Source organism: Streptomyces neyagawaensis, from assembly GCF_023516595.1.
GTDB classification, from domain to species: domain Bacteria; phylum Actinomycetota; class Actinomycetes; order Streptomycetales; family Streptomycetaceae; genus Streptomyces; species Streptomyces neyagawaensis.
Map to the genome: position 1 here is coordinate 141,782 of NZ_JAMGBG010000023.1, position 26,511 is coordinate 168,292.

The 26,511-nt window shown below is 71.5% G+C and carries 21 protein-coding genes; 6 read left to right on the forward strand and 15 right to left on the reverse strand.

Annotation, left to right across the window (positions count from 1 at the left end):
• Positions 1-126: 126 nt before the first annotated feature.
• The 5 genes from M8J73_RS12245 (at position 127) to M8J73_RS12265 (ending at position 5,357) form a co-directional block, all read left to right on the forward strand.
• Positions 127-600 carry a single-stranded DNA-binding protein gene (locus M8J73_RS12245; RefSeq protein ID WP_055536626.1) on the forward strand — a complete coding sequence of 158 codons (474 nt, stop codon included), beginning with the start codon at positions 127-129 and terminating at the stop codon, positions 598-600.
• A gap of 345 nt (positions 601-945) precedes the next feature.
• The gene (locus M8J73_RS12250; RefSeq protein ID WP_240500849.1) at positions 946-2,388 is read left to right on the forward strand and encodes a Cys-Gln thioester bond-forming surface protein; all 1,443 of its coding nucleotides are present in this window, start codon (positions 946-948) and stop codon (positions 2,386-2,388) included.
• Positions 2,389-2,593: 205 nt separating this feature from the next.
• Positions 2,594-4,258, forward strand: a complete 1,665-nt coding sequence (gene ettA / locus M8J73_RS12255) for an energy-dependent translational throttle protein EttA (RefSeq protein ID WP_079054613.1) — start codon at positions 2,594-2,596, stop codon at positions 4,256-4,258.
• A 2-nt stretch (positions 4,259-4,260) separates the two neighbouring features.
• Positions 4,261-4,671: an acyl-CoA thioesterase gene (locus tag M8J73_RS12260; RefSeq protein ID WP_055517492.1), complete on the forward strand. Its 411-nt coding sequence runs from the start codon at positions 4,261-4,263 to the stop codon at positions 4,669-4,671.
• Complete coding sequence (locus tag M8J73_RS12265) at positions 4,668-5,357, forward strand: DUF8185 domain-containing protein (protein WP_055536629.1); 690 nt, start codon at positions 4,668-4,670, stop codon at positions 5,355-5,357. Before M8J73_RS12260 ends, M8J73_RS12265 begins: the two co-directional genes overlap by 4 nt.
• 26 nt (positions 5,358-5,383) lie before the next feature.
• Here the strand turns inward: M8J73_RS12265 and M8J73_RS12270 are convergent, their stop codons facing one another.
• A complete protein-coding gene (locus M8J73_RS12270; protein ID WP_055536630.1) occupies positions 5,384-5,797 on the reverse strand; it encodes a globin in 414 nt (137 codons plus the stop codon).
• A gap of 182 nt (positions 5,798-5,979) precedes the next feature.
• On the opposite strand from M8J73_RS12270, the gene M8J73_RS12275 reads away from it, so the two are divergent.
• Positions 5,980-6,960 carry a methyltransferase domain-containing protein gene (locus M8J73_RS12275; protein ID WP_055536631.1) on the forward strand — a complete coding sequence of 327 codons (981 nt, stop codon included), beginning with the start codon at positions 5,980-5,982 and terminating at the stop codon, positions 6,958-6,960.
• Between the two features lie 87 nt (positions 6,961-7,047).
• Here the strand turns inward: M8J73_RS12275 and M8J73_RS12280 are convergent, their stop codons facing one another.
• The 14 genes from M8J73_RS12280 to M8J73_RS12345 form a co-directional block, all read right to left on the reverse strand.
• The gene (locus tag M8J73_RS12280; protein ID WP_249828595.1) at positions 7,048-8,760 is read right to left on the reverse strand and encodes an FHA domain-containing protein; all 1,713 of its coding nucleotides are present in this window, start codon (positions 8,758-8,760) and stop codon (positions 7,048-7,050) included.
• A gap of 168 nt (positions 8,761-8,928) precedes the next feature.
• Entirely contained in the window at positions 8,929-10,275 is a 1,347-nt protein-coding gene (locus tag M8J73_RS12285) for a vWA domain-containing protein (RefSeq protein ID WP_055539261.1), read from the reverse strand.
• Between the two features lie 142 nt (positions 10,276-10,417).
• Positions 10,418-11,734, reverse strand: coding sequence for a PP2C family protein-serine/threonine phosphatase (locus M8J73_RS12290; RefSeq protein ID WP_055539262.1), 1,317 nt, complete (start codon positions 11,732-11,734; stop codon positions 10,418-10,420).
• Between the two features lie 3 nt (positions 11,735-11,737).
• A complete protein-coding gene (locus tag M8J73_RS12295) occupies positions 11,738-14,398 on the reverse strand; it encodes a serine/threonine-protein kinase (RefSeq protein ID WP_063799223.1) in 2,661 nt (886 codons plus the stop codon).
• The gene (locus M8J73_RS45245) at positions 14,392-15,717 is read right to left on the reverse strand and encodes a hypothetical protein (protein ID WP_055539265.1); all 1,326 of its coding nucleotides are present in this window, start codon (positions 15,715-15,717) and stop codon (positions 14,392-14,394) included. Before M8J73_RS45245 ends, M8J73_RS12295 begins: the two co-directional genes overlap by 7 nt.
• Positions 15,718-15,759: 42 nt before the next feature.
• Positions 15,760-16,812: a glutamate ABC transporter substrate-binding protein gene (locus M8J73_RS12305; RefSeq protein ID WP_055539266.1), complete on the reverse strand. Its 1,053-nt coding sequence runs from the start codon at positions 16,810-16,812 to the stop codon at positions 15,760-15,762.
• A 20-nt stretch (positions 16,813-16,832) separates the two neighbouring features.
• Complete coding sequence (locus M8J73_RS12310) at positions 16,833-18,314, reverse strand: GlnX family signal transduction membrane protein (RefSeq protein ID WP_249828596.1); 1,482 nt, start codon at positions 18,312-18,314, stop codon at positions 16,833-16,835.
• Between the two features lie 263 nt (positions 18,315-18,577).
• Positions 18,578-19,534: an N-acetylglucosamine kinase gene (locus M8J73_RS12315; RefSeq protein WP_249828613.1), complete on the reverse strand. Its 957-nt coding sequence runs from the start codon at positions 19,532-19,534 to the stop codon at positions 18,578-18,580.
• 74 nt (positions 19,535-19,608) lie between these two features.
• On the reverse strand, positions 19,609-20,874 hold the full coding sequence (locus tag M8J73_RS12320) for a 6-phospho-beta-glucosidase (protein ID WP_249828597.1): 1,266 nt from the start codon (positions 20,872-20,874) through the stop codon (positions 19,609-19,611).
• A gap of 7 nt (positions 20,875-20,881) precedes the next feature.
• Positions 20,882-21,790, reverse strand: a complete 909-nt coding sequence (locus M8J73_RS12325; RefSeq protein ID WP_055543209.1) for a carbohydrate ABC transporter permease — start codon at positions 21,788-21,790, stop codon at positions 20,882-20,884.
• A complete protein-coding gene (locus tag M8J73_RS12330; RefSeq protein WP_055543210.1) occupies positions 21,790-22,731 on the reverse strand; it encodes a carbohydrate ABC transporter permease in 942 nt (313 codons plus the stop codon). Before M8J73_RS12330 ends, M8J73_RS12325 begins: the two co-directional genes overlap by 1 nt.
• Before the next feature lie 6 nt (positions 22,732-22,737).
• Positions 22,738-24,075, reverse strand: coding sequence for an ABC transporter substrate-binding protein (locus tag M8J73_RS12335; protein ID WP_249828598.1), 1,338 nt, complete (start codon positions 24,073-24,075; stop codon positions 22,738-22,740).
• A gap of 202 nt (positions 24,076-24,277) precedes the next feature.
• Positions 24,278-25,507: an ROK family transcriptional regulator gene (locus tag M8J73_RS12340; RefSeq protein WP_249828599.1), complete on the reverse strand. Its 1,230-nt coding sequence runs from the start codon at positions 25,505-25,507 to the stop codon at positions 24,278-24,280.
• 164 nt (positions 25,508-25,671) lie between these two features.
• Complete coding sequence (locus tag M8J73_RS12345) at positions 25,672-26,508, reverse strand: hypothetical protein (RefSeq protein ID WP_055538383.1); 837 nt, start codon at positions 26,506-26,508, stop codon at positions 25,672-25,674.
• Positions 26,509-26,511 lie beyond the last annotated feature (3 nt).

Genomic DNA, 26,511 nt, shown 5'->3' on the forward strand with positions numbered 1-26,511 from the left:
CCACCCCCTCGCACGGAGCGGCGGGGCGGAGGCGGCGCGGTCACCGCGACAGACAGCGGTCGTACGGGACGGGCCCGTACGCGTGTCAGGCCGGCCTCGTTGCCGGTGTGAGGGAGGGATCGCGAGATGAACGAGACGATGGTGTGCGTGGTGGGGAACGTGGCGACCCAGCCGGTCTGCCGCGAGTTGTCGACGGGCTCCTCGGCCCGGTTCCGGCTGGCGGTGACCTCGCGGTACTGGGACCGGGAGAAGAGCGAGTGGACCGACGGCCACACCAACTTCTTCACGGTGTGGGCGCGGCGCACCCTCGCGGCGAATGTGGCGTCGTCCGTTTCGCTGGGCGACCCGGTCGTGGTGCAGGGGCGGTTGAAGGTGCGCACCGAGCAACGGGACGGGCAGAGCTGGGTCTCGGCGGACGTGGACGCGGTCGCGATCGGCCACGACCTGTCGCGGGGCACCTCCGCGTTCCGGCGGGCACCCCGGGGAGAGACGGCGACACAGGCCCCGCCCCAGCCGGAGCCGAACTGGGAGACACCGGCCCCCGGTCGGCGCCCCGACATGGAAGCGGAACTGCACCCGGAAGCAGTCGGAGTGACGTGACATCAGAAGGCGATGGCATCACATCAGGGTGTGAGTGACACGTCCTCAGGGTGCGCGAGTCCGGTTCGCGGTGCCGTTCCTGAGTGTCGGCCGGTTCGAACTGCGGCTTATCGGCGGGTGCGTGACGAACACTCCGGACGTAAATGCCGTCGATTTGTCGATAAGCCCTGTCCGTGACCGGTGCGGGCGATAACGATTCCGATTCGGATCGGTTGTCCGACCATACGACTGGGAAGAGCGGTGCGCCGCGTCCCTAGGATGCCGGGCATAGCTCACGGGGCTTCTGATTCTGCTGGTGGGACCACAACCCCCCACGTCAACGGGTCCTGCTCGAAGGGAAATTCTGTGGTTTCTTCGTTCTCGGCGCCGTTCACCGTGTCGTCCGGGTGGTCCGCGTGCAGAAGAGGGGCGGCCCGTCTCGCCGCCGTGTCGCTCGCGGCCGGCCTCGTCGTCGCGGGTGCGATCGTCACCGCGGGCACGGCCGTCGCCGACGAGGAGACGGTGCAGAGCCCGGGCGGAGCGACGGCCACCATAGGCGGCCTGAAGACGTACGGGACGGCCGTGATCCGCACCGACGGCGAGGAGCAGCAGCTGCCCGCCGGTCTGTTCGAGATGTTCGTCGACGGCGGCGGCACCCTGCAGACCTACTGCGTGGACATCCAGAACCCCACGCAGAAGGACGCCACGTACCAGGAGACCCCCTGGAGCGGCACCTCCCTGGGGCACAACAAGAACGCCGGCAAGATCAACTGGATCCTGCAGAACTCGTATCCGCAGGTGAACGACCTCGCCGCCCTCGCCGGCAAGGCGGGCGCCAAGGGACTCACCGAGCAGGACGCGGCGGCCGGTACCCAGGTCGCGATCTGGCGGTACTCCGACGGGGCCGATGTGACGGCCCTCGACCCTGAGGCCGAGAAGCTCGCCGACTACCTGGAGAAGAGCGCCCGGAACCTGTCGGAGCCGGCGGCCTCGCTGACCCTCGACCCGCCGGCGGTCTCGGGGCGGGCGGGCGAACGCCTCGGTCCGGTCAAGGTGCGCACCAACGCCGACGGCGTCACGGTGACCCCGCCGTCGGACGCCACCGCGGCCGGCGTGAAGGTCGTCGACGCCGACGGCAAGGCCGTGACCTCGGCGCGTGACGGCAGCGAGCTGTACTTCGAGGTGCCCGAGGACAGCGAGGACGGCTCGGCCGAGCTGGCCGTCGAGGCCTCCACCACCGTGCCGGTCGGTCGCGCCTTCGCCTCCGAGACCCGCAGCCAGACCCAGATCCTCGCGGGCTCCAGCGCGTCCACCGTCTCCGCCACGGCCACCGCGACCTGGGCCACCACCGGCGCGATACCCGCACTGTCCGCCGAGAAGAACTGCGCCGAGGGCGGCCTCGACCTCACCGTGGCCAACCCGGGGGACGAGCCCTTCACCTTCGAGCTGATGGGGATCGACTACACCATCGAGGCGGGCGAGACCCGGACGGTGACCATCCCGCTCCAGGAGGACCAGGCCTACGACTTCACGATCAAGGGAGCGAACGGCCTCGCGAAGCAGTTCCGCGGTGTCCTCGACTGCCGGACGGAGACCGAGGCGGACGCGGCAGGCGAGTCCGTGCAGACGCTGAGTGAGCCGAGTCCGGCGACGGTCGGCGGCGGCGCCGTCACCGACTCCGCCGGTGATCTCGCCGAGACCGGCAGCTCCGGCGCGACCCCGGTGATCGGAGGCGTCGCCATCGCCCTGGTCGTGATCGGCGGCGCCGTGATGATCGTCCTGCGCAAGCGGGAGCAGCAGAAGCAGTAGCCGACGAGCAGAGTTCCTTGGCAACTCAACAGCGAGTGACCGCGCGGTGACCTCCGCGAGCGACGCGGCCCCGGTACGCCCCTCAGGCGCCGGGGCCGCGCCGCTCTTGCGGGGCCTCACCATCCGGTTTCCGTCGAGGGCTGGCCGTGCGGCAAGATGGGTGGTACTGCCCACTGCCAGATTTCAAGTTGCCGGACGGTTTCTCTTGGCTGAGTTCATTTACACCATGCGCAAGACGCGCAAGGCGCACGGCGACAAGGTGATCCTTGACGACGTATCGCTGAGCTTCCTGCCCGGCGCGAAGATCGGTGTGGTCGGTCCGAACGGTGCCGGTAAGTCCACCGTCCTCAAGATCATGGCCGGTCTGGAGCAGCCGTCGAACGGCGACGCGTTCCTCTCTCCCGGGTACACCGTCGGCATCCTCCTCCAGGAGCCGCCGCTGAACGAGGAGAAGACGGTCCTGGAGAACGTCCAGGAGGGCGTCGCCGAGATCAAGGGCAAGCTCGACCGGTTCAACGAGATCGCCGAGCAGATGGCCACCGACTACTCGGACGCGCTCCTCGAGGAGATGGGCAAGCTCCAGGAGGAGCTGGACCACGCCGAGGCCTGGGACCTGGACGCCCAGCTGGAGCAGGCCATGGACGCCCTCGGCTGCCCTCCCGGCGACTGGGCCGTCACCAAGCTCTCCGGTGGTGAGAGGCGCCGCGTCGCGCTCTGCAAGCTGCTGCTGGAGTCCCCCGACCTGCTGCTCCTCGACGAGCCCACCAACCACCTCGACGCCGAGTCGGTGAACTGGCTGGAGCAGCACCTCGCCCAGTACAAGGGCACCGTCGTGGCCATCACCCACGACCGGTACTTCCTGGACAACGTGGCCGGCTGGATCCTGGAGCTCGACCGCGGCCGCGCCATCGGCTACGAGGGCAACTACTCGACGTACCTGGAGACCAAGCAGTCCCGTCTCAAGGTCGAGGGCCAGAAGGACGCCAAGCGCGCCAAGCGCCTCAAGGAGGAGCTGGAGTGGGTCCGCTCCAACGCCAAGGGGCGGCAGGCCAAGTCCAAGGCGCGTCTGGCCCGCTACGAGGAGATGGCGGCCGAGGCCGACAAGATGCGGAAGCTGGACTTCGAGGAGATCCAGATCCCGCCGGGCCCCCGCCTGGGCAACGTGGTCGTCGAGGTCAACAACCTCAGCAAGGCCTTCGGCGAGAAGGTGCTGATCGACGACCTGTCCTTCACGCTGCCGCGCAACGGCATCGTGGGCGTCATCGGCCCTAACGGCGCCGGCAAGACCACCCTGTTCAAGATGATCCAGGGCCTGGAGACGCCGGACTCCGGTTCGATCAAGGTCGGCGAGACGGTCAAGATCTCCTACGTCGACCAGACCCGCGAGAACATCGACCCCAAGAAGACGCTGTGGGCCGTCGTCTCCGACGAGCTGGACTACATCAACGTCGGCCAGGTCGAGATGCCGTCCCGCGCGTACGTCTCCGCGTTCGGCTTCAAGGGACCGGACCAGCAGAAGCCGGCCGGCATCCTCTCCGGTGGTGAGCGCAACCGTCTGAACCTGGCGCTCACCCTGAAGCAGGGCGGCAACCTGCTGCTCCTCGACGAGCCGACCAACGACCTCGACGTCGAGACCCTGTCGTCCCTGGAGAACGCGCTCCTGGAGTTCCCCGGCTGCGCCGTGGTCGTCTCCCACGACCGCTGGTTCCTGGACCGGGTGGCGACGCACATCCTCGCCTACGAGGGCGACTCCAAGTGGTTCTGGTTCGAGGGCAACTTCGAGTCGTACGAGAAGAACAAGATCGAGCGGCTCGGCCCGGACGCCGCCCGTCCGCACCGCGCCACCTACAAGAAGCTGACCCGGGGCTGATCTTGCGGCACATCTACCGCTGCCCACTGCGCTGGGCGGACATGGACGCGTACGGCCACGTCAACAACGTGGTCTTCCTCCGCTACCTGGAGGAGGCCCGTATCGACTTCCTGTTCCGCCCGGAGAAGGACTTCAAGCAGGGGTCCGTGGTGGCACGCCATGAGATCGACTACCGGCGGCAGCTCGTCCACCGGCACAAGCCGGTGGACATCGAGCTGTGGGTCACGGAGATAAGAGCGGCGTCCTTCACGATCACCTACGAGGTCAAGGACCCCGAGCAGGTCTATGTCACGGCCTCCACGGTGATCGTGCCGTTCGACTTCCAGGCCCAGCGCCCCCGTCGGCTCACGGCGGAGGAACGCGAGTTCCTGGCGGAGTACCAGGACGACGAGGAGGGGGCCGTCGCCGCATGACGGTGCTCCACCTCGCCGACGAGGGGGAGGCGGCAGATCTCGCGGCCTTCCTCTCCCGGCTGCTCCACTACGACCGGGGTGCGGCGGTGCGTCTCCAGGCCGCCGGCACCGCGCTCGCCGTCTTCGGGCGGCCGCCCTCCTTCGAGGTGCTGGCCATCCGGGCGGTACGGCTCGCGAAGCCGTTCGAGGACGGGCTGGACGTCACGCTGGACGTGACCGTGTCGGCCGGTGAACTACTGGAGTCGATCGACGAGTCGGCGGCCACCGCGGTCGTGCCCGCCGCCGTCACCGGCCCGCCGTGGGCCGGGGTGCTGCCCCCGCGCGGCGGCTGGCGCCGAGAGACGGGGCTGCCCGCCCAGGAGGCGGTGCGGGCGAGCGTCGCCGAGGCCGTCGCCGAGTTCCGCTCCCGCACGGGGGAGCTGGCGCCGGAGCAGCGCAACCGGGCCGAACTGGACCGGATCGGGCGGGAGATCTGGTCCCGGCCGATCGGGGACACCGCCCTGCCCGTGCGGGCCGCGCACGCGGCCCAGTCGCTGGGCTTCCTGCGGCCCACGCGAGGCCGCACGGTGGAGGAGCAGGAGCCCGCGCTCTTCTCGTCGGGCGCGTGGCTGCGCCTGCGCACGCCGTACGGGTCGATTGCCGTACGGCGCGCGGGGCTCGGCGCGCTGGACGTCAGCGTCCGCTGACCATCCCGCTCAGCCGGCTCAGCGGTTCAGTCGGGGGTGTTCACCATCGAGGCCGCCGCGTAGGTCAGGTAGTTCCACAGGGTGTGCGCGTGTTCCTCGGAGAGGTCCAGATCGTCGACGGCGTCGCGCATGTGCTTCAGCCAGGCGTCGTGCGCGGCCCGGTCGACGGTGAACGGCGCGTGCCGCATCCGCAGGCGGGGGTGGCCACGGTTCGCGCTGTACGTGGTGGGGCCGCCCCAGTACTGGATCAGGAACAGCACGAGGCGCTCCTCCGCCGGGCCCAGATCCTCCTCGGGGTACATGGGCCGCAGGATCGGGTCCTCCGCGACCCCCTCGTAGAAGCGGCGCACGAGGCGCCGGAAGGTCTCCTCGCCACCGACCTGTTCGTAGAAGGTCTGCTCCTGCAGCGTGCCGCGCCGAATCTCTTTCACGTGTCCCATGGTCTCAGACGGGGGGACGGAGGACTCAAGGCTTAGGACCATGGAGAATCCAGGGGGCTCGGCGGCACCGTGCCCGGCCCGGCGGCGCCTTCCGGGTGATGTACGTGGGTGGGGAACGGCGGATTCCGGGCCTGTGTGCCGCGACACTCGCCTCCGGGGGCGTCCGGCAGCACAGTGGACACATGGGCACGCACGCTGTGGACCACGACTTGGAACGCCTCGCCGCGCAGGCGCGGGCGGCACTGGTGCGCGAGATCGAGCGCAGCGGGGCCTGGGACGCCGACCCCATCTGGCGCGAGGCGTTCGAAGCGGTCCCGCGGCACCTCTTCGTCCCGTACTACTACGTAGGGGTCGTGGACGGTTTCGAGCGGCTGTGGGGCGAGGAGCGCGACCCGAGGCGGCGGGAGCGGTGGGTGCGGGGCGCGTACGCCGACGCGCCGCTGGCCACGCGGGTCCGGGACGGCGAGTTGATCTCCTCCAGCAGCCAGCCCTCCCTGATGGCGAAGATGCTGGCCGAGTTGGAGGTGGAGGACGGCCACCGGGTCCTGGAGATCGGCGCGGGGACCGGCTACAACGCCGCTCTGCTCGCGCACCGGCTCGGCGACGACCTGGTCACCACCGTCGACCTGGACGCCGACATCACCGAGGCCGCGCGCACCCATCTGCGGGCGGCCGGGTACCACCCGACCGTCGTCACCGGGGACGGGGCGCGCGGTGTGCCCGAACGGGCCCCGTACGACCGGATCATCGCGACCTGCACGCTCCACTCGATCCCGCGGGCCTGGCTCGCCCAGTGCGTCCCCGGCGGACGCGTCCTGACGCCGATGGCCACGGGGCTGGTGGCGCTGCGCGTCATGGACGACGAGCACGCGGAGGGGCGGTTCCTGCACACGGCGGCGTTCTTCGTGCCGTTGCGCGGGGGCGGAGAGCGGGAAGGGACGCACCCGCATCTGGGCGGGCTGCCGCGGCAGGCCCGGGATCACGATCTCTTCCGGTTCCTGCTGACCCTGACGGCGGGCAGCCTCGACCCACACGAGGCGCTCGCCCTGTGGCAGCGGGAAGGCATGCCGTCGCGTGAGCGCTACGGGATCACCGTCAGCGGCGACCGGGCCTGGGCCTGGCTGGACGACCCGGAGGGGCCGTATGCCTGGCCCCTGCCGTGAGCGCCGGAACCCGGCCGGCGGGGCCCGGACAGTGGAGCGGGGTCGGCCGAACCGGTCGGCCGACCCCGATCGTCACGTCCTCGCGGGTCAGCCCCGGCGGATCGTGATCGTCGTCCACGCGCCCACGTGAACCCGGTCCCCGTCCTGGAGGGGGACCGGCACGAAGGGCTGGATGGGCTCCTCGGAGCCGTTGACCGTGGTCCCGTTGGTGGAGTTCTGGTCGACGACCGCCCAGGTGCCGTCCGGCTGCTGCACCAGCATGGCGTGCTGGTGCGAGACACCCGGGTCCTCCGGCGGCACGGACAGATCGATGTCGGGGGTGTCGCCGGTGGAGTGCCGACGGCGGCCGATGGTGATCTGGTTGCCGGTGAGGGTGCGCTGCTGCTCGGGCGAGTACGCGGGCAGGTTCAGCCCGGCGGCCTCGGGGCCCGAGCGCTGCATCATCGCCATGAAGTACTCACGGTCCGGACCGATGGTGGCGCTCCAGGTCATCGGTCCCTGGTTGTACGCGGGGCCGGGCGGGGCCTGGGTGACAGCGGGCTGCGGGTAGCCGTAGCCGCCGGGGCGCGCTCCCGCACCGCCGGGACCGCCATGACCCGAGGGCCCACCCGGACCGCCCGGGCCGCGGGAACCTCCGGGGCCGCCCGAGGAGGGCGGGGAGATCACCCAGTCGTCGTCGCCCCCGAAGGCCGGGCCACCGGACTGCGGGGGCCCACCGGGACGACCCTGACCGCCGGGGCCACCGGGCTGCGGGCGCCCGGTCTCCTGCGGGAAGGCAGGGGGAGCCGGGGGACCCGCCTGCTGGAACGCCTGCGGCGCCCCACCGCCACCGGGGCCGCCCTGACCGGGACCGCCGGGACCACGGCCACCGGGACCGCCCGGGCCGTCAGGACCGCCGAAGCCACCGGGGCCCGTGAGGCCGGGGCCGCCGGGTCCACCCGGGGTCGGCCCGGGGGGCGGGGGAACCGGTCGTGAGGGGTCGCCGCCGAACGCGGACGGGCCCGGGCGCGACGGGTCGCCACCGAACGCGGAGAAACCGGACTGCCCGGACTGCCCGGGCTGACCCGACTGCCCACCGCCGAACCCGGAGGGGCCACCCGGCCGACCGGGACCGCCGGGACCACCGGGGCCCGCAGGACCGCCGGGACCACCATGGCCGCCGGGCCCGGACGGGCCGCCGGACATGCCCGGTCCGCCAGGCCCACCGGGACCGCCAGGTCCACCGGGGCCGCCGCCAGGTCCGCCGGGTCCACCGGGGCCCGGCTCGGCGCCGTACGGGGGGCCCGGAGGGATGGGCTCGGCGGGGCGGTTCATCTGCGAGGGGCGCGAGCTCTGGTAGTCGTACGCGTCACCGCCGCCGTAGGAGGGCGGGGGCGGCTGCTGGAAGCGGAGCGCTGGGTTCCCACCCGGGCCCTGGCCAGGCCCGCCGGGGCCAGGGCCAGGCCCGCCGGGGCCGGGGGCGGGCGTCGAGGGGCGTGGCGCGGCCGGGGTGTATGTGGTCGCCGTGTTGGTCAGGAAGTTCCACCGGCACTCCTCGCAGAAGGGCGCGCCGCCCTCACGGGGCGTGCGGCACTGCGGGCAGAGCTCCGGCTCGGCGGCGAGGTGCGGCGGGCGTCCGCCGGGACCCCCGGGACCTCCCGCGCCCGGAGGCGGCGGAGGGGAGCCGGGCGGCGGGTATCCGTAACCGGCGCCCGGGGGCGGCGGTGGCGGCGGCGGGGGTACGGCACCGGCCATACGGTGACCGCAGACCTCGCACCAGTCGTCGGAACCCGACTGGTGTCCGTTCGGGCAGGTCGGCATGTCGGCGCTTCCCCCTCTCCTTTCCGGCACTCGGGCCGGGTCCTGTGGCCGCGACGGGCCGGTTTGGCCGAGCGTGTCCGGATCCCCGGTGGGGAGCCAGGCTCTCTCGTAGCGGTACTACTGGGTCTTTCCGGTACTTCTCGGCTGCTGCTGTTGCTGCCGTTCGCTCTACTTCTTTACACGAACAGTCTTTGTGGACCTGGTCTCGAGGGTCATCTCGTCGGCCTCCGTGACCTTCGCCTTCAGTCGCACAGTACCTGTCGCCGCGTCGACCACGTCCACCACCTTCGCAAGCAGTTTCGCAGTATCCGCGTTCCCCGACGCACTCGCCAGCTGTACGGCCCGCCCCAGCTTGGCCGTTGCTCCGTCAATATCCCCCGCTTTGCGCGCATCCAGACCTTGTTGGATGACTTGTGCCAGTTCGGCCTGGCCCGTGTAGTGGGCGACCTGGGGGTTGATCGAGGTGGACGCGGCCATGTCGTCGGTCCAGACGGCCTTCACCAGACCCTGGGCGCCGAGGTTCTGCGCGCTGCCCTCGGGCTGGGGGATGACCAGGGACACACGGGCGGCGAGCATCTCCTGGCCGAGGGACGCGGGCGGGACCTCGACGCACACGTGGTAGTCGCGGGACTCGTCCCCCCAGGAACCGGTCGGGTAGTCGCCGGCCCGCGGGCCCGCCTCCGTGCGACGGTCCGTCAGGTCGACGACGGTGGGGGCGACTTGCTTCACGAACTTGATCCGGGTGCCGACCGGGGTCCACAGCCGGAGGGCGACGTCCGCGACCTCCTTGCCCATGGTCGCCTCCATGATCTGGGTGAAGTCCGCGGACAGGGCGGCCGGGTCGGCGACGATGTCGGCGGTGCCGAGGAGGGCGGAGGCGATCGCGGTGACCTCCTTGACCTCCCAGTCGGTGCCGACTCCGCGCGCGTCACAGGTGAACCGTCCGGCACAGGCGTCCAGGGCGGCCCGCAGGTCCTCGGGCGACTCGTGCTCGTTGCGGCCGTCGGTGAGCAGGATGCCGTGGCGTATCTCGACGTCGGCGGAGGCGAGCAGCCGGTCGGCGAGCCTCAGCCAGGTGCCGATCGCGGTGCCGCCGCCCGCGCTGAGCCTGCGCAGGGCCTGCTTGGCCTGGTCCCGGGTGGCGGGGTCGGCGACGGCGAGCCGTCCGCCGCCGGGGTAGACCTCGCGGGCCACATGGGTGCCGTCGATCACCGCGAAGTGGACCCCGTCGCGCAGGGTGTCGATCGCGGCGGCCGTGGCGTCGCGGGCGTTGCGCATCTTGGTCGGCGGGTAGTCCATCGACCCCGAGCAGTCGACCATGATCGCCACGGCGGCGGACGGGCCCGTGCCGGGCGAGTACAGGTGCGGCGCCGTGACCGCGCTGCCCACGGTGCCGCCGCCGGTCGCGCTCACGGTCACGATCGCGTTGACCTCGCGGCCGCCCTCCGGCAGGTACTCGTTCTGGTACACGTCCACCGAGAACTGCGGCACGTTCGACTTCGAGAAATTGGCCATGCCTACTCTGATCCCCCTAGCGGCCCCACAGCACGTGGGGTGATGACTGTGCGTGCGTCTGCCCGGACCGGTCCCCTCCGGTCCGTCGGCCGTTCCCGTCCGGCCGCCGAGGCGCCCGCGAGTCCCCGCCCCGCGAGCGTCCTCAGGCCGATCCTGCCCCCTGGGGCGGGGCCGGGAACGGCAGGACGGCCACTGTTACGTTGTCGTGGCCGCCACCGTCCAGGGCCCGGCCGACGAGGACCTGTGCGCAGTGCAGCGGGCGCTGGGCCGCGTCGAGGGGGACGGCCTCGGCCATCTCCTCGGCGGCCTCCGCGTAGTTCCACAGTCCGTCGGTGCACACCACCACTACACCCGGCCGGTCCGGCTTGAAGGAAGCGGTGTGCGGCTCCAGTTCGTACGCGTCCGCGCCGAGCCAGCCGGTGATCGCGTGGGCGCGCTCGTCGGCGTACGCCTCTGCCTCGTTCATCAGTCCCGCGGCCACCATCTGCGCGGCCCACGAGTCGTCCTCGGTGAGCCGGGCCGAGGGGGCGCCGCGGTCCACCGGCACCCAGTAGGCGCGGCTGTCGCCGACCCAGCCGACGACGAGCAGGGTCGGGGTGACGACGGAGCCGACGATGGTGCAGGCGGGCGCGTTCTGGTGCGGGGCGTGTTCTTGGGCCGTCTCCGGTTCCCCGGCGAGGGCGTTCACCGCGTTGGACGCGGCGACGATCGCGTCGTGCATGGCCTGCTGCGGGTGGGTGCCGCGCGGCAGGGACTCCAGCAGCGTCTCGTTCGCGGCGCGGGCCGCGGCGAGCGAGGCGTCGTCGGGGCGGGTCGCCGAGGACACGCCGTCGCAGACGATCGCGACGACGGCGGGGGAGCCGTCGGGCAGCGCGGTCGAGGAGACGGCGAACGCGTCCTCGTTGCGGTGGTGGCGCAACCCCCGGTCGCTGACCGCGGCGACCGCGGTCAACTCCTGCTCCATGTGGTCGCGTTCCCGTGGCTGGGCGTGACCGCAGTTCTCGCAGTAGCCGTCCCGGTCGACCTGGCCCGCGCGGCAGGCCACGCACAGCTTCGTACCGGCCGGCGGGGTCGCGAGGTCGCCGGTGCGCGGGTCCGGCGGCTGCGGCGCGGCCAGCGGGTACTCGTCGGGCTCGCTGGGCCGGTCGAACCGTACGCCGCGGCCCGGGCCGGACAGTTCGCCGCCACCGGAGTCGGTGCCCGGGATGTCGGTGGGGCGGACCACCGGCGGGGGCGTGTCCGCACTCGGTTCGGAGGCGACGGGCCAGGGCACGGACGCGGCTTCGTCCGGCGGGTCACCGGCCGTTCCGTTCATCGTCAGGGTCGGGTGGTCCTCCGGCGGTGCGGACACCGCCGAGAGGTCGTGGCCGCACGCACCGCAGAAGCGGTCGTCCGAGGCGAGGGGCCACTCGCAGATCGGGCACTTCGTCAGCGCGGTCGGTTGGGGCATCTGCGACATGAACTACACCCACGTCCGGGGGCGGTAACGGTTGGCACGTTCCACCAGGTCGATCCTCTCCTCGCCGCCTTGCGCGAGCCGGGCCAGCGTGCGGTACGCCCGCTCCAGTCCGAAGCGGAGGCCACGCTCGTCCAATGCGCTGCCGAGCAGCATCCGTTCGCCGCCGGCCGGGGCCACGGCGCCCTGGCTACCGGAGAGTACCCAGTCCAGGGCGCTGCCGAGGACCTCTGTGGACAACTGCTCGCGGCGCACCGCGTCCAGACCGTACCCGCCGAGCGCCTCGACCTGGCCCGCGGCGGCGGTCAGGTCGTCCAGGAACGGCGCGTCCGGGGCGGCCCCGGACGCGAGCGTCGTCTCCGTACGGTGTCTCAACCGTGCCCGGACGGCGGCGACCCGGGCGGCGGTGTAGTGGATGGACGCCTCCGGCACGGACTCCAGGACGAGCACCGCGTTCTGCCGGTCCCCGGCGGTCAGTCGCACCCGGGCGAGCCCGAACGCGGCGCTGACGAAGCTGGGGTCGGTCGTCCACACCAGCCGGTAGTACTCGGCGGCGTTGTCGAGCTGCCCGAGGACCTCGGCGCACAGCCCGAGGGCCAGCTTGGGGGCCGGCTCGCCCGGGAAGGCGTCGTAGATCGCGTCGAAGGACAGCGCGGCGTTCTCGTGGTCGCCGGTGGCGAGCGCCGCCACGCCCCGGTACCAGACCACCCGCCAGTCGTCGGGGTGGTCCCGCTCCAGGGCGTCCAGCGTGCCCAGGGCGATGGTGAACTCGCCCATCTCCAGGCGGGCCCGCAGCTCCCGCAGCCGCAGCTCCAGGGAGCCGGTGGGCGCCGCGTGCAGCGCCGTGATCAGCTCGGTGGGCGCGGAGGCGATGAGACCGGCCAGGAACCCGGCGTTCGGGTCCCCCGGGTCCACACGCGGCACGGGCAGCGCGAGCGCCGCGGCGGCGGTGTCCAGGGGCTTGGTGAGCCGTACGGGGGCGGACGGATCCGCGCCGCCGATGAGCAGGGCGGACGCAGCGGTCACCGACCCTCCACTCCCGGGCACCGACCCTCCGGCGCCCGGGACCGATCCTCCGACGCCGGCGACCGATCCTCCGGCACCGGAGGCCGGGCCTCCGTTCCTGGCCGGCGTCCTGCCCGGCCACGGCCCCCTCCCCGACGCGACCGGGCGGGTGCCGAGGCGGGAGACGTCCCCGTCCAGCTCCGCGAACAACTCCGTGTCCGTGACCTTCACTTCGGGGCCGAAAAGCGTCGACAGTGCCGGGCGGGCGCGGCCCGTCTGGAGGGACACGACCTCCCGGAGCACACCCGTGAGCTGCTCCGACATCTCCTGCGCGGAGGCGAACCGGCGGGCCGGGTCGGGGTCGGTGGCCCGCACCAGCAGCCGGTAGAAGGACTCGTACTGGCGGAAGACCTCGATGTTGTCCGGGTCGGGCAGGGAGTCCACGAAGACGTTCGTGTAGCCCTGGAAGTCGAAGGTCAGCACCGCGAGCGTCCGGGCGACCGTGTACAGGTCGGACGCGACGGACGGGCCGACGTCGGCGACCTCCGGTGCCTGGTAGCCGACCGTGCCGTAGATGGCCGACTCGTCGTCGTCCATCCTGCGCACCGCGCCCATGTCGATCAGCTTCAGCTGGTCCTCGGTCTGGATGGCGTTGTCGACCTTGAAGTCGCAGTACAGCAGGTTGCGGCTGTGGAGGTGCCCGAGGGCCTCCAGCGCCTCGATGCCGTACGCGCACGCCTGCTCGACCGGCAGGGGATCGCGGCGGCCGTCCGGGGTACGGCGGCCGTTGGCGATCTCCTTCAGTGACTTCCCGCCGACGTACTCCATCACGATGTACCCGTCCAGCGAACCCGTGCGCTGGTCGAGGTGCTCGACGAAGTTGTAGATGCGGACGATGTTGGAGTGCTCGATCTCGGCGAGGAAGCGGCGCTCGGAGATCGCGGCGGCCATCGCGTCCTGGTCCCCGGTGTCGAGGAGGCCCTTCAGCACGACCCAGCGGTCCGACACCGCCCGGTCTATCGCCAGATAGATCCAGCCGAGGCCGCCGTGCGCGAGACAGCCCACGACCTCGTACTGGCCGCGCACGATGTCACCGGCCTGCAGCTTCGGCACGAACGAGTACGGGTGGCCGCACTTGGTGCAGAAGCCCTCGGTGCGCCCCGGCCGGTCACCGCGCGCCCGCCCCACCGGCGCCCCGCAGTCCGAGCGCGAGCAGAACCGCTTGCGCTCGGGCACCTCGGCGGTCTCCAGGACCATCGAACGGGGGTCCGGGCGCGGCACCTCCGGCACCTGCACGAGACCGACGCCGAGCCGGGCCCGCCCCGAGGAACTCGCGGTCTTCCCGGAGCTGCGCACCGACACCGAGCGGCCCGTCGACGTGCCCGACAGGGCGCGCGAGAGGCGGCCCGAGACCGACCGCCGCGACTGCGAGGAGCGCGCGGACGACCGCGAGGACCGCGAACTGGAACCAGAGCCGCGCGAGCCCCGCCCCCCGGTGATGCCGGTCGGTGGGGAGGACACCATGCCGCCGGCCGAGACGACCGGCGCCAGACCGCAGGTGTCGCAGTACAGCTCACCGCCGCCCACGTCCTCGTACGACCCCGAGCAACCGGGCCGCTGGCACGACTGCTGCTGACCCTCTCCGTCCGGCTGACTCACGATTCCTCCCCTCCCCGATCCTGCGGCTCCTGCCGGCCGGGCACGGGCGTGCCCAACAGCTCCGCCACCGCGTGCTGATAGCGCAGCACCGCCTGCTCGGCGACGCGCAGATCGCAGGGCGCGCTCCACAGCATGCGGCGCGCCGCGTCGTACCGCTCCACCAGCAGCGAGTCCTCCGCCAGGCCGTGCCGGGCGACCTTCGCCTTGTACGCGTCGAGCCGGCCGCGCAGTTCGGCGCGGACCGCCAGTGGCGCGGTCACCGCGGTCAACGACTCGCGGGCCCGGAGCAGTTCGTCGTCCGCCTTCTGCTCCAGGGACTCCAGGAGCGGGGACAGCCGGTGCCACTGCCCGTGTCTGCGGTACTCGGCCGCCAGCGCCAACTGCTCCTGGAGCACGGTCGGCGGACCGCTCACCACGGGTACCTCGGTCGCGGCGATCTTCGCCAGCACCTCGCCGCGGGCGCTGCGCGCCTCGGCGAGGGTACGGTCCGCGCGGCTCAGCACGTCCCGCAGCTTCACCAGTCGCGCCTCCGCGTCCTGGCGCACCGTCAGCACGGCCTCGATCTCCCGCCGTACGTCGTCCAGGGCGCGCGCCTCACGGTCGTACGTCGAGATGTCGGGGCGGCCGCCGCCGGGGGCGGAACTTCCGGGTGCGGGCACCCAGTAGGCGAGGGGGTCGGAGATGACCTCCTCGCGGAGCCTGGTCAGGGTGCGGGTGATCCGCTCCAGGTCGTCGCCCGCCGGGTGCTCCCCGGGGCGTACGCCCACGGAGTGCGCCAGCTGGCGGGTGCGCTGGAGCTCGGCGGCCAGTAAATCGATCCGGGCGGGCAGTGCGGACCACACCGCGTCGGCGGCGACGACCATGTCCAGCGACGCCGCGTACAGATCGTTCATCCGGTCCACCAGCGTGGACAGGGAGAATTGCTCGCTGAGCCGGCCGGCGCCCTGGAGCGTCGGCGCGTTCGCCATGGCGGTGGCGGAGCCCGCGACGGTGACGGCCTCGCCCCGCAGCAGTTCGGTCAGCTCCACCAGGTCCTCACGGCTGGACCAGCGGCGGCGGGAACGGATCTCACGGGCGCTGCGCAGCGCGTCCGAGTAGGCGTCGAAGTACGCCCACAGCAGGGTGATCGACGCCTCCGTGGACTCCCAGCGCTCCTTGGTGACGCCGGTCAGCTCGGCGCCTTCCAGCAGTCTGCGGCCCGCGTGGTCCTGGAGGGCGAGCAAGGAGGTCTCGATGGCCTCGTGCTCCGCGCCGAGCCGCGCCAGCGCACGGTCCACCTCGTCCCGGTCCATCACCGGCCCGGTGGATCCCGCGACGCCCATCGATCACCCCTCGCTGCTGTCGGTGTCGGTCAACTTGCCTTGTCAGTCCCGGTACTTCTGGTCGGCCGGCGGCCGGGACCCCGTGGAATCGTCGCCGAGGGTCGCGGACAGCCAGTCGTCGTACGACTTCTGCCAGCCGTCCTTGAGGTAGTCCTCCAGGACCTGGTTGACCCGGCGTACCAGATCGTCCGCCTTGAGATTCATCGCCACGCCGTAGTACTCGGTGGTGAACGGCGCGCCCACCAGCTTGACCGTGGGGTCCTGCGCCGCCTGGCTCGCGGCGAGCGCCCCGTCGGTGACCACCGCGTCGACCTCGCCGAGCTGGAGCCGCACCAGACAGTCGAGTTGGTTGGGCGGGTTGACGGAGGTGATGTCGGCGGAGGCGACGAGCTTGCCCGACTCCCGGTCGGCCTGGAGGGTGTCCAGCGCGGTGGAACCGCTGGCCGAGCAGATCTTCTTGCCCGCCAGCGTCTTGTCGTAGCCCTTGACGGTCGAGGACTTGGGGGCCAGGACCTGCTGGCCGGTCTTGAAGTACGGCTGGGAGAAGGCGACCTCGTCCATCCGCTTGCAGCTGATCGTCATGGTGCGGACCACCATGTCGACCTGCCCGTCCTGGATCGCCTTGATGCGCTGGTTGGTGGGGATCGCACGGAAGCGCACCTTCGTCGGGTCGTCGAGGATCTCCTCGGCGATGCGGTGCGCGATGTCGATGTCGAACCCTTCCAACTCCGCCTTTCCGTCAGTGCTGTTGGGGTCGCGGTAGCCCCAGCGGTAGCTGTTCTGGTCGACGCCGACGGTGATGAAGCCGTTGTCCTTGATCTTCTTGATCGTGGTACCGGATTCGTTCGACGAGGGCCTGAGGCTGCGGTTCTGCGGGTCGTTCTTGATCTTGCAGTCGTCGTCCGCCCGGGCCTGTTCACCGTGGGCGACGCCCTGCCCGCCGGTGCCGGCCGGGCCGCCGCGCGTCCCGCTGAGCGGCAGCACCAGGGCGAAGATCACGGTCAGGGCGCAGACGACCGCCATCGCGCCCACGCCGCCCCAGCCCCTGAGGCCTGCCCGCAGGCGCCGTACCGCTTCCATCGCCCCTCCTTCCACCGTGTCGCCTCCCGTCGGCCTCATCGGTACTCCGAGAGCCTGCGCCCGATGCCCAGCACCGCGCCCGCCGCGGCGAGCACGGCCAGCACGGCCGCGCCGACGGGCAGCCCGGTCAGTGCGTCCAGTCCTCCCCTGGCAGCCTGCTCGAACTCCCTCTTCTCATGCCCGAGCGCCGTGTTCAGGTTCTCGTCGACCTTGTCGAAGCACTCGCCCGTCGGCTTGTCGCCCGCCCGGCAGTCGGACGTCGCCCTGCCGCCGATCACCTGGTCGAGGGCGCACTGGTACTTGCCCTCCTCGTCGGCCGTACGGGCGCTGCGGTGCCGGTCCTGCCACACCTCCATGTTGGCGAGGGCGGCCTTCACGGGCTGTGCGCCCTTGTCGTCGTCGGCGAGCTTCCCGGCGGTGGCCAGCTGCGAGGCGAGCGCCTTCATGTCCTGGCCGAATTTGTGGTCGAACTTGTCGACGGAGACGTCCTTCTTGATCTCCAGGGTCTCCGCGCCCCGGCTGATCAGCGTCAGGTTCTCGTTGCCACGGGCCTTCAGGGAGGCGATGCGGGCGTCGTTCAGCACGGTCAGGGACCGGACGCCGTGGTCGTAGGAGTCGTTGAGACCGGAGCGGGCGAGGGTGTGGCCGGCGACAAGCCACAGCAGGACGACCGTGGAGGCGGCCGTCGCCGCGACCAGGCCGTGGTTCAACACCCGGTTGGTGTGCAGGTAGTTGCGGCGCTGGGCCCAGACGAGGGCGCCGAGGGCGACGACACCGAGGGCGATCGCGGCCCACGGGTAGGACGTCGCGTCGGAGTAGTCGTCGCGCAGCCGCCGGTTCTCGTTGTCGTAGATCTTCTGGGCCTTCGGCAGCATCTGGTCCTGCATGATGCTGTTGGCGTACCGCAGATACGCGCCGCCCAGCGGGTAACCCAGCCGGTTGTTGGCGCGGGCCCGCTCGATCAGGCCCTTGTACTTCGGCAGCAGGGCGTTCAGTTCGGCGATGCGCTTCTCGGACTGGGAGCCGGGTTCCGAGGCCGCGGCGGCGGTGGCGAGGCCGTCGGCGGCCTCCCCGATCTCGCGCTCGTATCTCGAGCGGGACTCCGGTGTCTCCTGGCCGCCCGCGAGGAAGCCGCTGGAGGCCGCCGTGTTGGCGTCGGCGAGGGAGCTGTAGACACCGGCCGCTGCGGAGCTGAGGGGCTGGCTGCTCGTCAGGACGTCGTCGGCGGCCGTCGCGCGGTCGTTCATCTGCCAGGCGGTGACCGAGCCGAACGCGACGACCAGCAGGGCGAGAACGGCACCGATGATGCGCAGCCGGCCGGGCTCGGTCGTCGCGGCGGCACGCAACTGGTCGAACCCCTCGGCGAACGCCGTGCGGCGGGGCGGGTCGCCGTCCGGGGCGGGGGACGACAGGGGGGACCTGGACGCGGGCGTGGCCTGGGGCGGCACGGAGGGGCTCGCGCCCGGGCTCGCGGGCGGTGCCGACGGTGGCGCGCTGCCCTTCGGCGTGTATGTCACCTGACCTCCCCCTGGTCATCCGTCCGTCACGTCCGCCCGGTACACGGGCAGAGGTGCACGGCCGCAAGTATCGCCGCCGAGACTGACATCCGCACAGGCCCTGACTCGATCTTGTTCCCCGATCGTGTCTTAGATGCTGCGCCGGGCGAAATCCTGCGTGACGGAAGGCTTCCCGCACCACCCCCTGCCCATGAATACGCCTGCCGGGTGGGTTCGGTTCCCTCGCACGTCGCACGTGTTCGGGGAGGGGGTGCGGGGGTGGCTCACGGGGCTTCGAAGTGGGCCCGCACGCGCGCGTGCACCTCTTCGGTCGCGCCCAGCCGGTCCAGGCCCAGCAGCGCGGCGCCCAGCACGGGGGCGGCCGTGACCACGTGGGGGACCGCCTTGGGCGCGGCGGCGGAGAGCAGGTCGCGGACGCGGGTGTCGAGGCGGGGATGGCGGGCGGCGAGGACGCCGCCGCCGAGGAGCACGGGGGTCTCCTCGGTCAGCAGGTCCAGTCGGGTCAGCGCCACCGTGGCCATCGACACCACCTCCTCGGCCAGCCGGTCGACCAGGGAACCGGCGACCGGGTCGCCGGCCGTCGCCGTGGCGAAGAGGACCGGAGTCAGTTCGTGACGGCGGAGCTGCGGGATCCGCCCCAGGTGGAGGGACTCGATCAGGGCGTGCACGGAGTCCAGGCCGAAGTGCGCCGGCAGGGTGCGGGCCAGTGCGGTCGGGCCGCCCCGGCCGTCCTCCGCGCGTGCCGCGTGCCACATCGCCTCCTCGGCGAGGCCCCAACCGCCGCCCCAGTCACCGGAGATGCGGCCGAGGGCGGGGAAGCGGGCGGTGCGGCCGTCGGGGCGCATGCCGACGCAGTTGATGCCGGCGCCGCACACCACGGCCACGCCGCGCGGTTCGGCCACACCGGCCCGCAGGATCGCGAACGTGTCGTTGCGGACCTCCACGGACGCGCCCCACGCGCGCGCGTGCAGCGCGGCCGCCAACCGCTCCTCCTCGACGGGGAAGTCCGCGTTGGCGAGACAGGCCGACACATGGTCGGCCGCCGTGACTCCGGCTGCGGCGAACGCCTCCCGCACCACCTCCGCGAGGGCGTCCACGGCCGCGGTCACCCCCACGGTCGGCGGCTGGAACCCGCCCGCGCGAGCCGCCCCCAACACCTCCCCGTCGGCCCCGATCACCGCGACATCGGTCTTGCTGTTCCCGGCGTCGACGGCGAGCACCGCGGCCCGCCCCCACGCCTCGGCGGCGCCAAGGCCCGAGCCCAGGCCCGCGCCGCCCCCCGCTCCTCCGTCGGTCATACCCACGTGAGGTGCTCCCGGTTGTGTGCGATCAGCTGGTCGGTGAGGGTGTCGGCGTAGGCGTACTGGCCGATCAGGGGGTGGGCCAGCAGGGCGCGGAAGACGCGGTCGCGGCCGCCGCGCAGGGCCGCGTCGAGGGCCAGGTCCTCGTACGCGGTCACGTTCGCCATCAGGCCGGCGAACAGCGGGTCCACGGCCGGGACGGGCAGCGGGGTGACACCGGTCGGCCCCACGGTCGCCTGGACCTCGATCACCGCGTCGTCCGGGAGGAAGGGCAGCGTCCCGGCGTTGTACGTGTTCACCACCTGGTACGGGCTGCCGCTGCCGCCCAGCAGGCCCGCCGCCAGGTCCACCGCGGCCTCCGAGTAGTACGCGCCGCCGCGCTTGGCGAGCAGCGCCGGCTTCTCGTCGAGCGCCGGGTCGGCGTACATGTCCAGCAACCGGCGCTCCATGGCCGCGACTTCGGCGGCCCGCGACGGCTTCGTACGGAGTTCCCGTACGACCTCGTCGTGGGCGTAGTAGTAGCGCAGGTAGTAGGAGGGGACGACGCCGAGGCGGTCGAGGAGGGGGCGGGGGAGACGCAGGTCGGCGGCGATGGTGTCGCCGTGGCCGGTCAGCAGCTTCGGCAGGACGTCCTCGCCGGAGGGTCCGCCGAGCCGTACACCGGTCTCCCAGGTGAGGTGGTTGAGGCCCACATGGTTCAGGTGGACGTCGGCAGGGGCGACGCCCAGGTGTCCGGCGAACTTGCGCTGGAGCCCGATGGCCACATTGCACAGTCCGACCGCCCGGTGCCCGGCGCGCAGCAGCGCGCGGGTCACGATGCCCACGGGGTTGGTGAAGTCGATGATCCAGGCGCCGGGGTTGGCGCGGCGGACCCGTTCGGCGATGTCCAGGACGACCGGGACCGTGCGCAGCGCCTTGGCGAGGCCGCCCGCGCCGGTGGTCTCCTGGCCGACGCAGCCGCACTCCAGCGGCCAGGTCTCGTCCTGTTCCCGGGCGGCCTGCCCGCCGACCCGGAGCTGGAGCAGCACGGCGTCGGCGCCCTCCACCCCCCGGTCCAGGTCGGCGGTGGTCACGATCCGTCCGCCGTGGCCCTGGCGGGCGAAGATGCGGCGGGCGAGGCCGCCCACCAGTTCGAGGCGCTCCTCGGCCGGGTCGACGAGCACCAGCTCCTCGATCGGCAGGGTGTCGCGGAGCCGGGCGAACCCGTCCACGAGTTCGGGTGTGTAGGTCGACCCTCCGCCGACCACGGTGAGCTTCATATGCGTATCAACCCTTCACTCCGGTCAGGGTGACGCCCTCGACGAACGCCTTCTGGGCGAAGAAGAAGACGAGGATCACGGGGGCCATGACCAGGACGGTCGCGGCCATGGTCAGGTTCCAGTCGGTGTGGTGCGCGCCCTTGAAGGACTCCAGGCCGTAGGACAGGGTCCAGGCGGCGGGGTTCTCGGAGGCGTAGATCTGGGGGCCGAAGTAGTCGTTCCAGGCGTAGAAGAACTGGAAGAGGGCCACGGCCGCTATGCCCGGCTTGGCCATCGGCAGGACCACTCGCAGCAGGGTCCGCAGTTCGCCGCAGCCGTCCACGCGGGCCGCGTCGAGGTACTCGTTCGGGATCGTCGTCAGGAACTGCCGCAGCAGGAAGATCGAGAACGCGTCGCCGAACGCCATGGGGACGATCAGCGGCCAGAGCGAGCCCGACAGGTCCAGCTGCTTGGCCCAGAACAGGTACATCGGGATGACGACCACCTGCGGCGGCAGCATCATCATCGAGATGACCAGCATCAGCGCCAGGTTCCGGCCCCGGAAGCGGAACTTGGCGAGCGCGTACGCCACGGGGACGGACGACACGACGGTGAGGACCGTGCCGAGGCCCGCGTAGAGCAGGGTGTTGCGCCACCAGGTCAGAAAGCCGGGGGTGTCGAGGACCTGCCGGTAGTTGTCCCACTCCCAGGTGTCCGGGACGAGATCGCGGGTGAGGGCCTGCTGGTCGCTCATCAGCGAGGTCAGGACGACGAACACGAAGGGCAGGGTGAAGAAGAGGGCGGCGGTGACGCCGAGCGAGTGCACGGCGATCCACTCCAGGACCGCCCGGCGGCGGGCCGCGCGTTCGCTCCCGGAGCCGCCGGAGCGTGCCGTGGAGGCGTCCACGTGGACGGGCTTGTCGAGTACCTGGGACATCAGTCGGCCGCTCCGATCAGTCCGCCCCTGCGCCGCATCAGCAGCGCGGTGAACGCCATGGACAGCGCGAACAGCACGAGCGCGACCACGCAGGCGGCGCCGTAGTCGAAGCGCTGGAAACCGAGGTTGTAGACGAGCTGGGGCAGGGTCAGCGTCGACTTGTCCGGGTATCCCGGCTCGAACTGCTGCCCGGAGCCGCCGATGATCCCGGAGGCCACCTTCCCCGCCACCAGCGGCTGCGTGTAGTACTGCATGGTCTGGATCACGCCCGTGACCACGGCGAACATCACGATCGGCGAGATGTTCGGCAGCGTCACGTACCGGAACCTCTGCCACGCCGACGTCCCGTCCAGCTCGGCGGCCTCGTACTGCTCCCTCGGCACGTCGAGCAGGGCGGCCATGAAGATGACCATGAGGTCGCCGACCCCCCACAACGCGAGCGCGGTGAGCGCCGGCTTGGACCAGGCGGGGTCGGTGAACCAGCCCGGCGTCGGCAGCCCGAGGCCGTCGAGGAGGGAGTTGACCGGGCCGGTGCCCGGGTTGAGCAGGAAGACGAAGGCCAGCGTCGCGGCGACCGGCGGGGCCAGGTACGGCAGATAGAACAGGGTCCGGAAGACACCCGTACCGGTCTTGATCTTCGTGATGAGGAGGCCGACGCCGAGGCCGAACACCACCCGGCACGTCACCATCACCAGCACCAGCCAGAGGGTGTTGCGCAGGGCCGGCCAGAACAGCGGGTAGTCCTGGAAGACGTAGGCCCAGTTGCCCGGGCCGCGGAAGACGGGCGTCCCGAAGCCGTCGTACTTCATCAACGAGAAGTACACGGTGGACACCAGCGGATAGGCGAAGAAGACGCCGAACCCGATCAGCCACGGTGACAGGAAGGCCACCGTCCGAAGCGCCGACCTGCGGCGCTTCGCGCGGAGAGTGTGCGTGGCCATCGGAGGCTACTTCGCCTGCTCGATGTCGGTGTCGATCTGCTTCGCGGTCTTCTCCAGCCCCTCCTGGAGGTTCTTCACCTTCCCGGACTCGTACTGGTAGCCGAAGTCCTGGAGCGTCGTCTGGTACGTCGAGCCGTTGACGGACGCCGGGGGTGTGTTGGAATCGGGGTGCTGGGCGATGTCCAGGAACGTCCTGAAGCCGGGGTCCGCCTTCAGCTCGGGCGACTTCAGCGCCGCGAAGGTGGACGGCACGTTGTGGATGGCGTTGGCGAAGGAGACCACGGCCTCGGTGTCCGTCGTCAGGTACTTCACCAGCTCCCAGGCCGCGTTCTGCTTCCCGCTCTGCGGGGCGATGCCGATGATCGTGCCGGAGAGGAAGCCCTTGCCGTACTCGTCGACCTCGTCGTCCGCGACGGGCAGGGGCGCGGTGCCGATCTCGAAGTCCACACCGGCCGCCTCGGCCATCCCGAGCCGCCACTCGCCGTCCAGCTGCATGGCCACCTGACCGGTCTGGAACGGGTGCTTGGCGCCCCACTCGTCACCGAAGGTGTTCCGGTACCTCTCCAGCTTCTGGAAGCCGCCGAGGGAATCCACCAGCCCCTTCTGGAACCTGAACATCTCCGCGAACGCCGGGTCCTTGGCGATGTTCGACCTGCCGTCCGCGTCGAAGTACGCGTGGTCCCACTGGGACATGTAGTGGTCCACGACCGTCTCGTAGCCGTGGTAGTTCGGCATGAAGCCGAGCTGGGCGTAGCCGTCTCCCTTGGGCTTCGTCAGCTTCTTCGCGTCCTTCGCGAACTCCGACCACGTCTTCGGCGGGGACGTGATGCCTGCCTTCTCGAACGCGTCCTTGTTGTAGTAGAGGCCGTACGCGTCACCGAGCAGCGGCAGGGCGCAGCGGGTGCCGTCGAACTGCGTGTAGTCCAGCATCGGCTTCGGGATGATCTTGTCGAGGTCGAGCTTCGACTTCTCGATGAACGGCTTCAGGTCGAGGAACGCGCCCGACGAGCAGAACTTGCCGACGTTGGACGTGGTGAACGACGACACCACGTCCGGCCCGTTCGAACCGCCCGCCCGCAGGGCCTGGTTGAGCTTGTCGTCATTGATGTTCCCGACGACCTTCACGGTGATGTTGGGGTGCGCCTTCTCGAACCGGTCCACGTTCTCCTGGATCGCCTCGACCTCGGCCGGTGCGCTCCAGCCGTGCCAGAAGGTGATGGTCGTCTTGGCGTCGGGGTCGTCGTTCGCACCGGCCGAGGACTGCCCGGTGCAGGCGGTGGCGAGCAGGGCGAGGGAGGCGGTGGCGGCGAGAGCGATCGCCGCGTTCTTGGATATTCCGGACATGGAGGTGCCTCCTGAGGAAGGAGTGGGCGAGGGGAAGGGAGGAAGACGGGGGAGGGGGAGAGGGATGAGCCGGGGAAGCCGTGAGGGGTGCGGGTGCGGGGGCGCGTGGCTCCACCGCGTGGGTGCGAACCGGAGGCGACGAGCCCTCAGTTGTCGAGCGGCCTGGGGACCGGCGGAATCAGTGGAGCGTCAACGTGCGGATTCAGCGGAGCGTCAACGTGTCGAAGACCTCGTCGCGCGTGGTGGCGAGCGCGCTCTCCAACGCCCCCCGCAGCACGGGGCGTTCGAGCACGTCACCGAGGACGAGCCGGGGCCGGGACGCGGCGAGTTCTCCCAGCTCGGCCTGGACGAGGGCCCGCAGCGGCTCCCCGCCCGAGGTGAGCGCCGAGCCGCTCAGCACGATCAGCTCGGGATCGAGGACGGACACCAGCGAGGCCAGCCCGGTCGCGACGCTCGTGGCGTACGTGGCCAGGAGGCGCCGGTGCGGACCGGAGTTCACATCGGCGGCCCGCCCCACGAGGTCCGCCGCGACCTCGGCGTACGGCCCGTCCGGCACCGGCGTGATGCCCAGCTCCCGGGCGAGCCGCGGGATGACCTGCGAACCGGCGAGCTCCTGGAAGCCCCCGCTGTTCGCCTTGGTGACATGGCGGACCAGCGGCACACCGGGGACGGGCAGGAAGCCGACCTCCCCGGCGCCCCCGGTGAAGCCCCGGTGCAGCCGCCCGCCGAGGACGACCGCGGCGCCGATGCCGCCCTCGTTCCACAGCAGAACGAAGTCGTCGTGGCCCTTGGCCGCGCCCAGCCGCTGTTCGGCGAGGGCGACGAGGTTCACGTCGTTCTCGTACTCGACCGGCATCGGCAGCGCGGCGGCGATGTCGTCGAGCAGCGCGGGTGAGTGCCAGCCGGGCAGGTGCGAGGCGTAGCGCAGTCGACCCGTGGTGGGGTCGAACGCGCCGGGCGTGCCGATGACCAGCCGGCGGACGTCGGACCGTATGAGCCCGGCGGCCTTGACCGCCCCGTCGAGCGCGGCGGTGACCTGGCGTGCGACGGGCTCGGCGGGGCGCCGTCCGGGGGTGGGGACGGCGTGCTCGCCGACCGTGCGGCCGGTGATGTCGGCGACGGCGGCGAGTACGCGCTCGGGGGTGACGTCGAGGCCGGCGGCGTACGCGGCGGTCGGGTTGACCGCGTACAGCTGGGCATTGGGTCCGGGCCGGCCCGCGCCGGAGCCGCTGTCGCCGGGACCGTCGGTGTCGGTGCCGGTGGCGATGACGAGCCCGGCGGCCTCCAGGCGGGCGAGGAGCTGTGAGGCGGTCGGCTTCGACAGCCCGGTGAGCTTCCCTATCCGGGTCCGCGACAGCGGCCCGTGCTCCAGCAGCAGGTCGAGCGCGGCGCGGTCGTTCATGGCGCGCAGTACGCGAGGGGTTCCAGCCATGGGGAGCGTCACCGCCGAACTATTAGGAAGGTTTCCTATCGGATGCCAGGAAGATAGGACTAGACCAGGGGTGAGTCAATACGGGTCGGACGAAAAAGCCCCCGGGCAACGGAGTCGTTACCCGGGGGTGGTGCCCGCGATGCGGGAGGGGTGCGGGAGGGGCGTTACTTGACGTCGACGGCGTCGCCGGCGGACGTCTTGGCCGCGGTCGTCGACGTACCCGCGAACGTGTAGCGGTACGAGCCGTCCTTGGTGGCCGTCACCGTGGTGGACAGGGCGCCGCCGGTGCCGGAGGTCACCGTCTTCACATCGGTGTAGGACGTGGTGCCGGCCGCCTTGAACTGGAGCGTCACCGTCTGGCCCTTGTAACCGGTGTAGCTGCGGGTCTCCCAGTTCGCGCGGGTCAGCGCGCCCTTGACGGTCAGGGTCCGGCCCTTGACGACCGGTTCCGGGGCGGCGTTCACGGTGAGCTTCGCGGCGCGCTGGAGCTTGGCGGTGCCGAGGTTGCCCCAGATGTCGAAGCCGCTCTCGAAGCTGATGTGGTCGTCGGAGTCGTCCTCGTCGATGGACGTGTGGCCGTAGAGGGCGGCGACCTTCCAGGTGGTGGCGTCCTCGGCGCTCATCAGGTTCTCGCGCGGGTCGACGGTGATCTTCGTCGTGCAGGTCTGCGTCACCGTGGTGTCGGTGGTGGCCGTGGTGGTGCAGACGGGCTGCTTCGTCGAGCCTTCGAGTCCGTTGGAGGGGCTGGCGAGCCGGCCCCGGTACAGGGCGATGGCCAGGACGTTCTTCTCGTGATCGATGACGAGGTCCGCCGGGCGGGTGAAGCTGTACGTGACCGGGACGGCCACTGTGTCCTTGACGCCGACCACGATCGGCTTGCCGTTGTTCACCGTGACGGCGCCGAAGCTCAGGTTCGGCGAGTCGGCCAGCGCGGAGGGCGCGGCGAGGCCGGTGAGAGCCAGGGCGCCGGAGACGACGGCACCTATGGCGAGCTTTCGCATGAA

Excerpts from the sequence above, each read along its gene's own strand:
- M8J73_RS12265 (WP_055536629.1), top strand. The coding sequence starts at position 4,668 with ATGACGGTGCTCCACCTCGCCGACGAGGGGGAGGCGGCAGATCTCGCG.
- M8J73_RS12285 (WP_055539261.1), bottom strand. The coding sequence starts at position 10,275 with ATGGCCAATTTCTCGAAGTCGAACGTGCCGCAGTTCTCGGTGGACGTG.
- M8J73_RS45245 (WP_055539265.1), bottom strand. The coding sequence starts at position 15,717 with ATGGGCGTCGCGGGATCCACCGGGCCGGTGATGGACCGGGACGAGGTG.
- M8J73_RS12290 (WP_055539262.1), bottom strand. The coding sequence starts at position 11,734 with ATGTCGCAGATGCCCCAACCGACCGCGCTGACGAAGTGCCCGATCTGC.
- M8J73_RS12335 (WP_249828598.1), bottom strand. The coding sequence starts at position 24,075 with ATGTCCGGAATATCCAAGAACGCGGCGATCGCTCTCGCCGCCACCGCC.
- M8J73_RS12330 (WP_055543210.1), bottom strand. The coding sequence starts at position 22,731 with ATGGCCACGCACACTCTCCGCGCGAAGCGCCGCAGGTCGGCGCTTCGG.
- M8J73_RS12280 (WP_249828595.1), bottom strand. The coding sequence starts at position 8,760 with ATGCCGACCTGCCCGAACGGACACCAGTCGGGTTCCGACGACTGGTGC.
- M8J73_RS12245 (WP_055536626.1), top strand. The coding sequence starts at position 127 with ATGAACGAGACGATGGTGTGCGTGGTGGGGAACGTGGCGACCCAGCCG.
- M8J73_RS12270 (WP_055536630.1), bottom strand. The coding sequence starts at position 5,797 with ATGGGACACGTGAAAGAGATTCGGCGCGGCACGCTGCAGGAGCAGACC.
- M8J73_RS12320 (WP_249828597.1), bottom strand. The coding sequence starts at position 20,874 with ATGAAGCTCACCGTGGTCGGCGGAGGGTCGACCTACACACCCGAACTC.
- M8J73_RS12345 (WP_055538383.1), bottom strand. The coding sequence starts at position 26,508 with ATGCGAAAGCTCGCCATAGGTGCCGTCGTCTCCGGCGCCCTGGCTCTC.
- M8J73_RS12325 (WP_055543209.1), bottom strand. The coding sequence starts at position 21,790 with ATGTCCCAGGTACTCGACAAGCCCGTCCACGTGGACGCCTCCACGGCA.
- M8J73_RS12340 (WP_249828599.1), bottom strand. The coding sequence starts at position 25,507 with ATGGCTGGAACCCCTCGCGTACTGCGCGCCATGAACGACCGCGCCGCG.
- M8J73_RS12275 (WP_055536631.1), top strand. The coding sequence starts at position 5,980 with ATGGGCACGCACGCTGTGGACCACGACTTGGAACGCCTCGCCGCGCAG.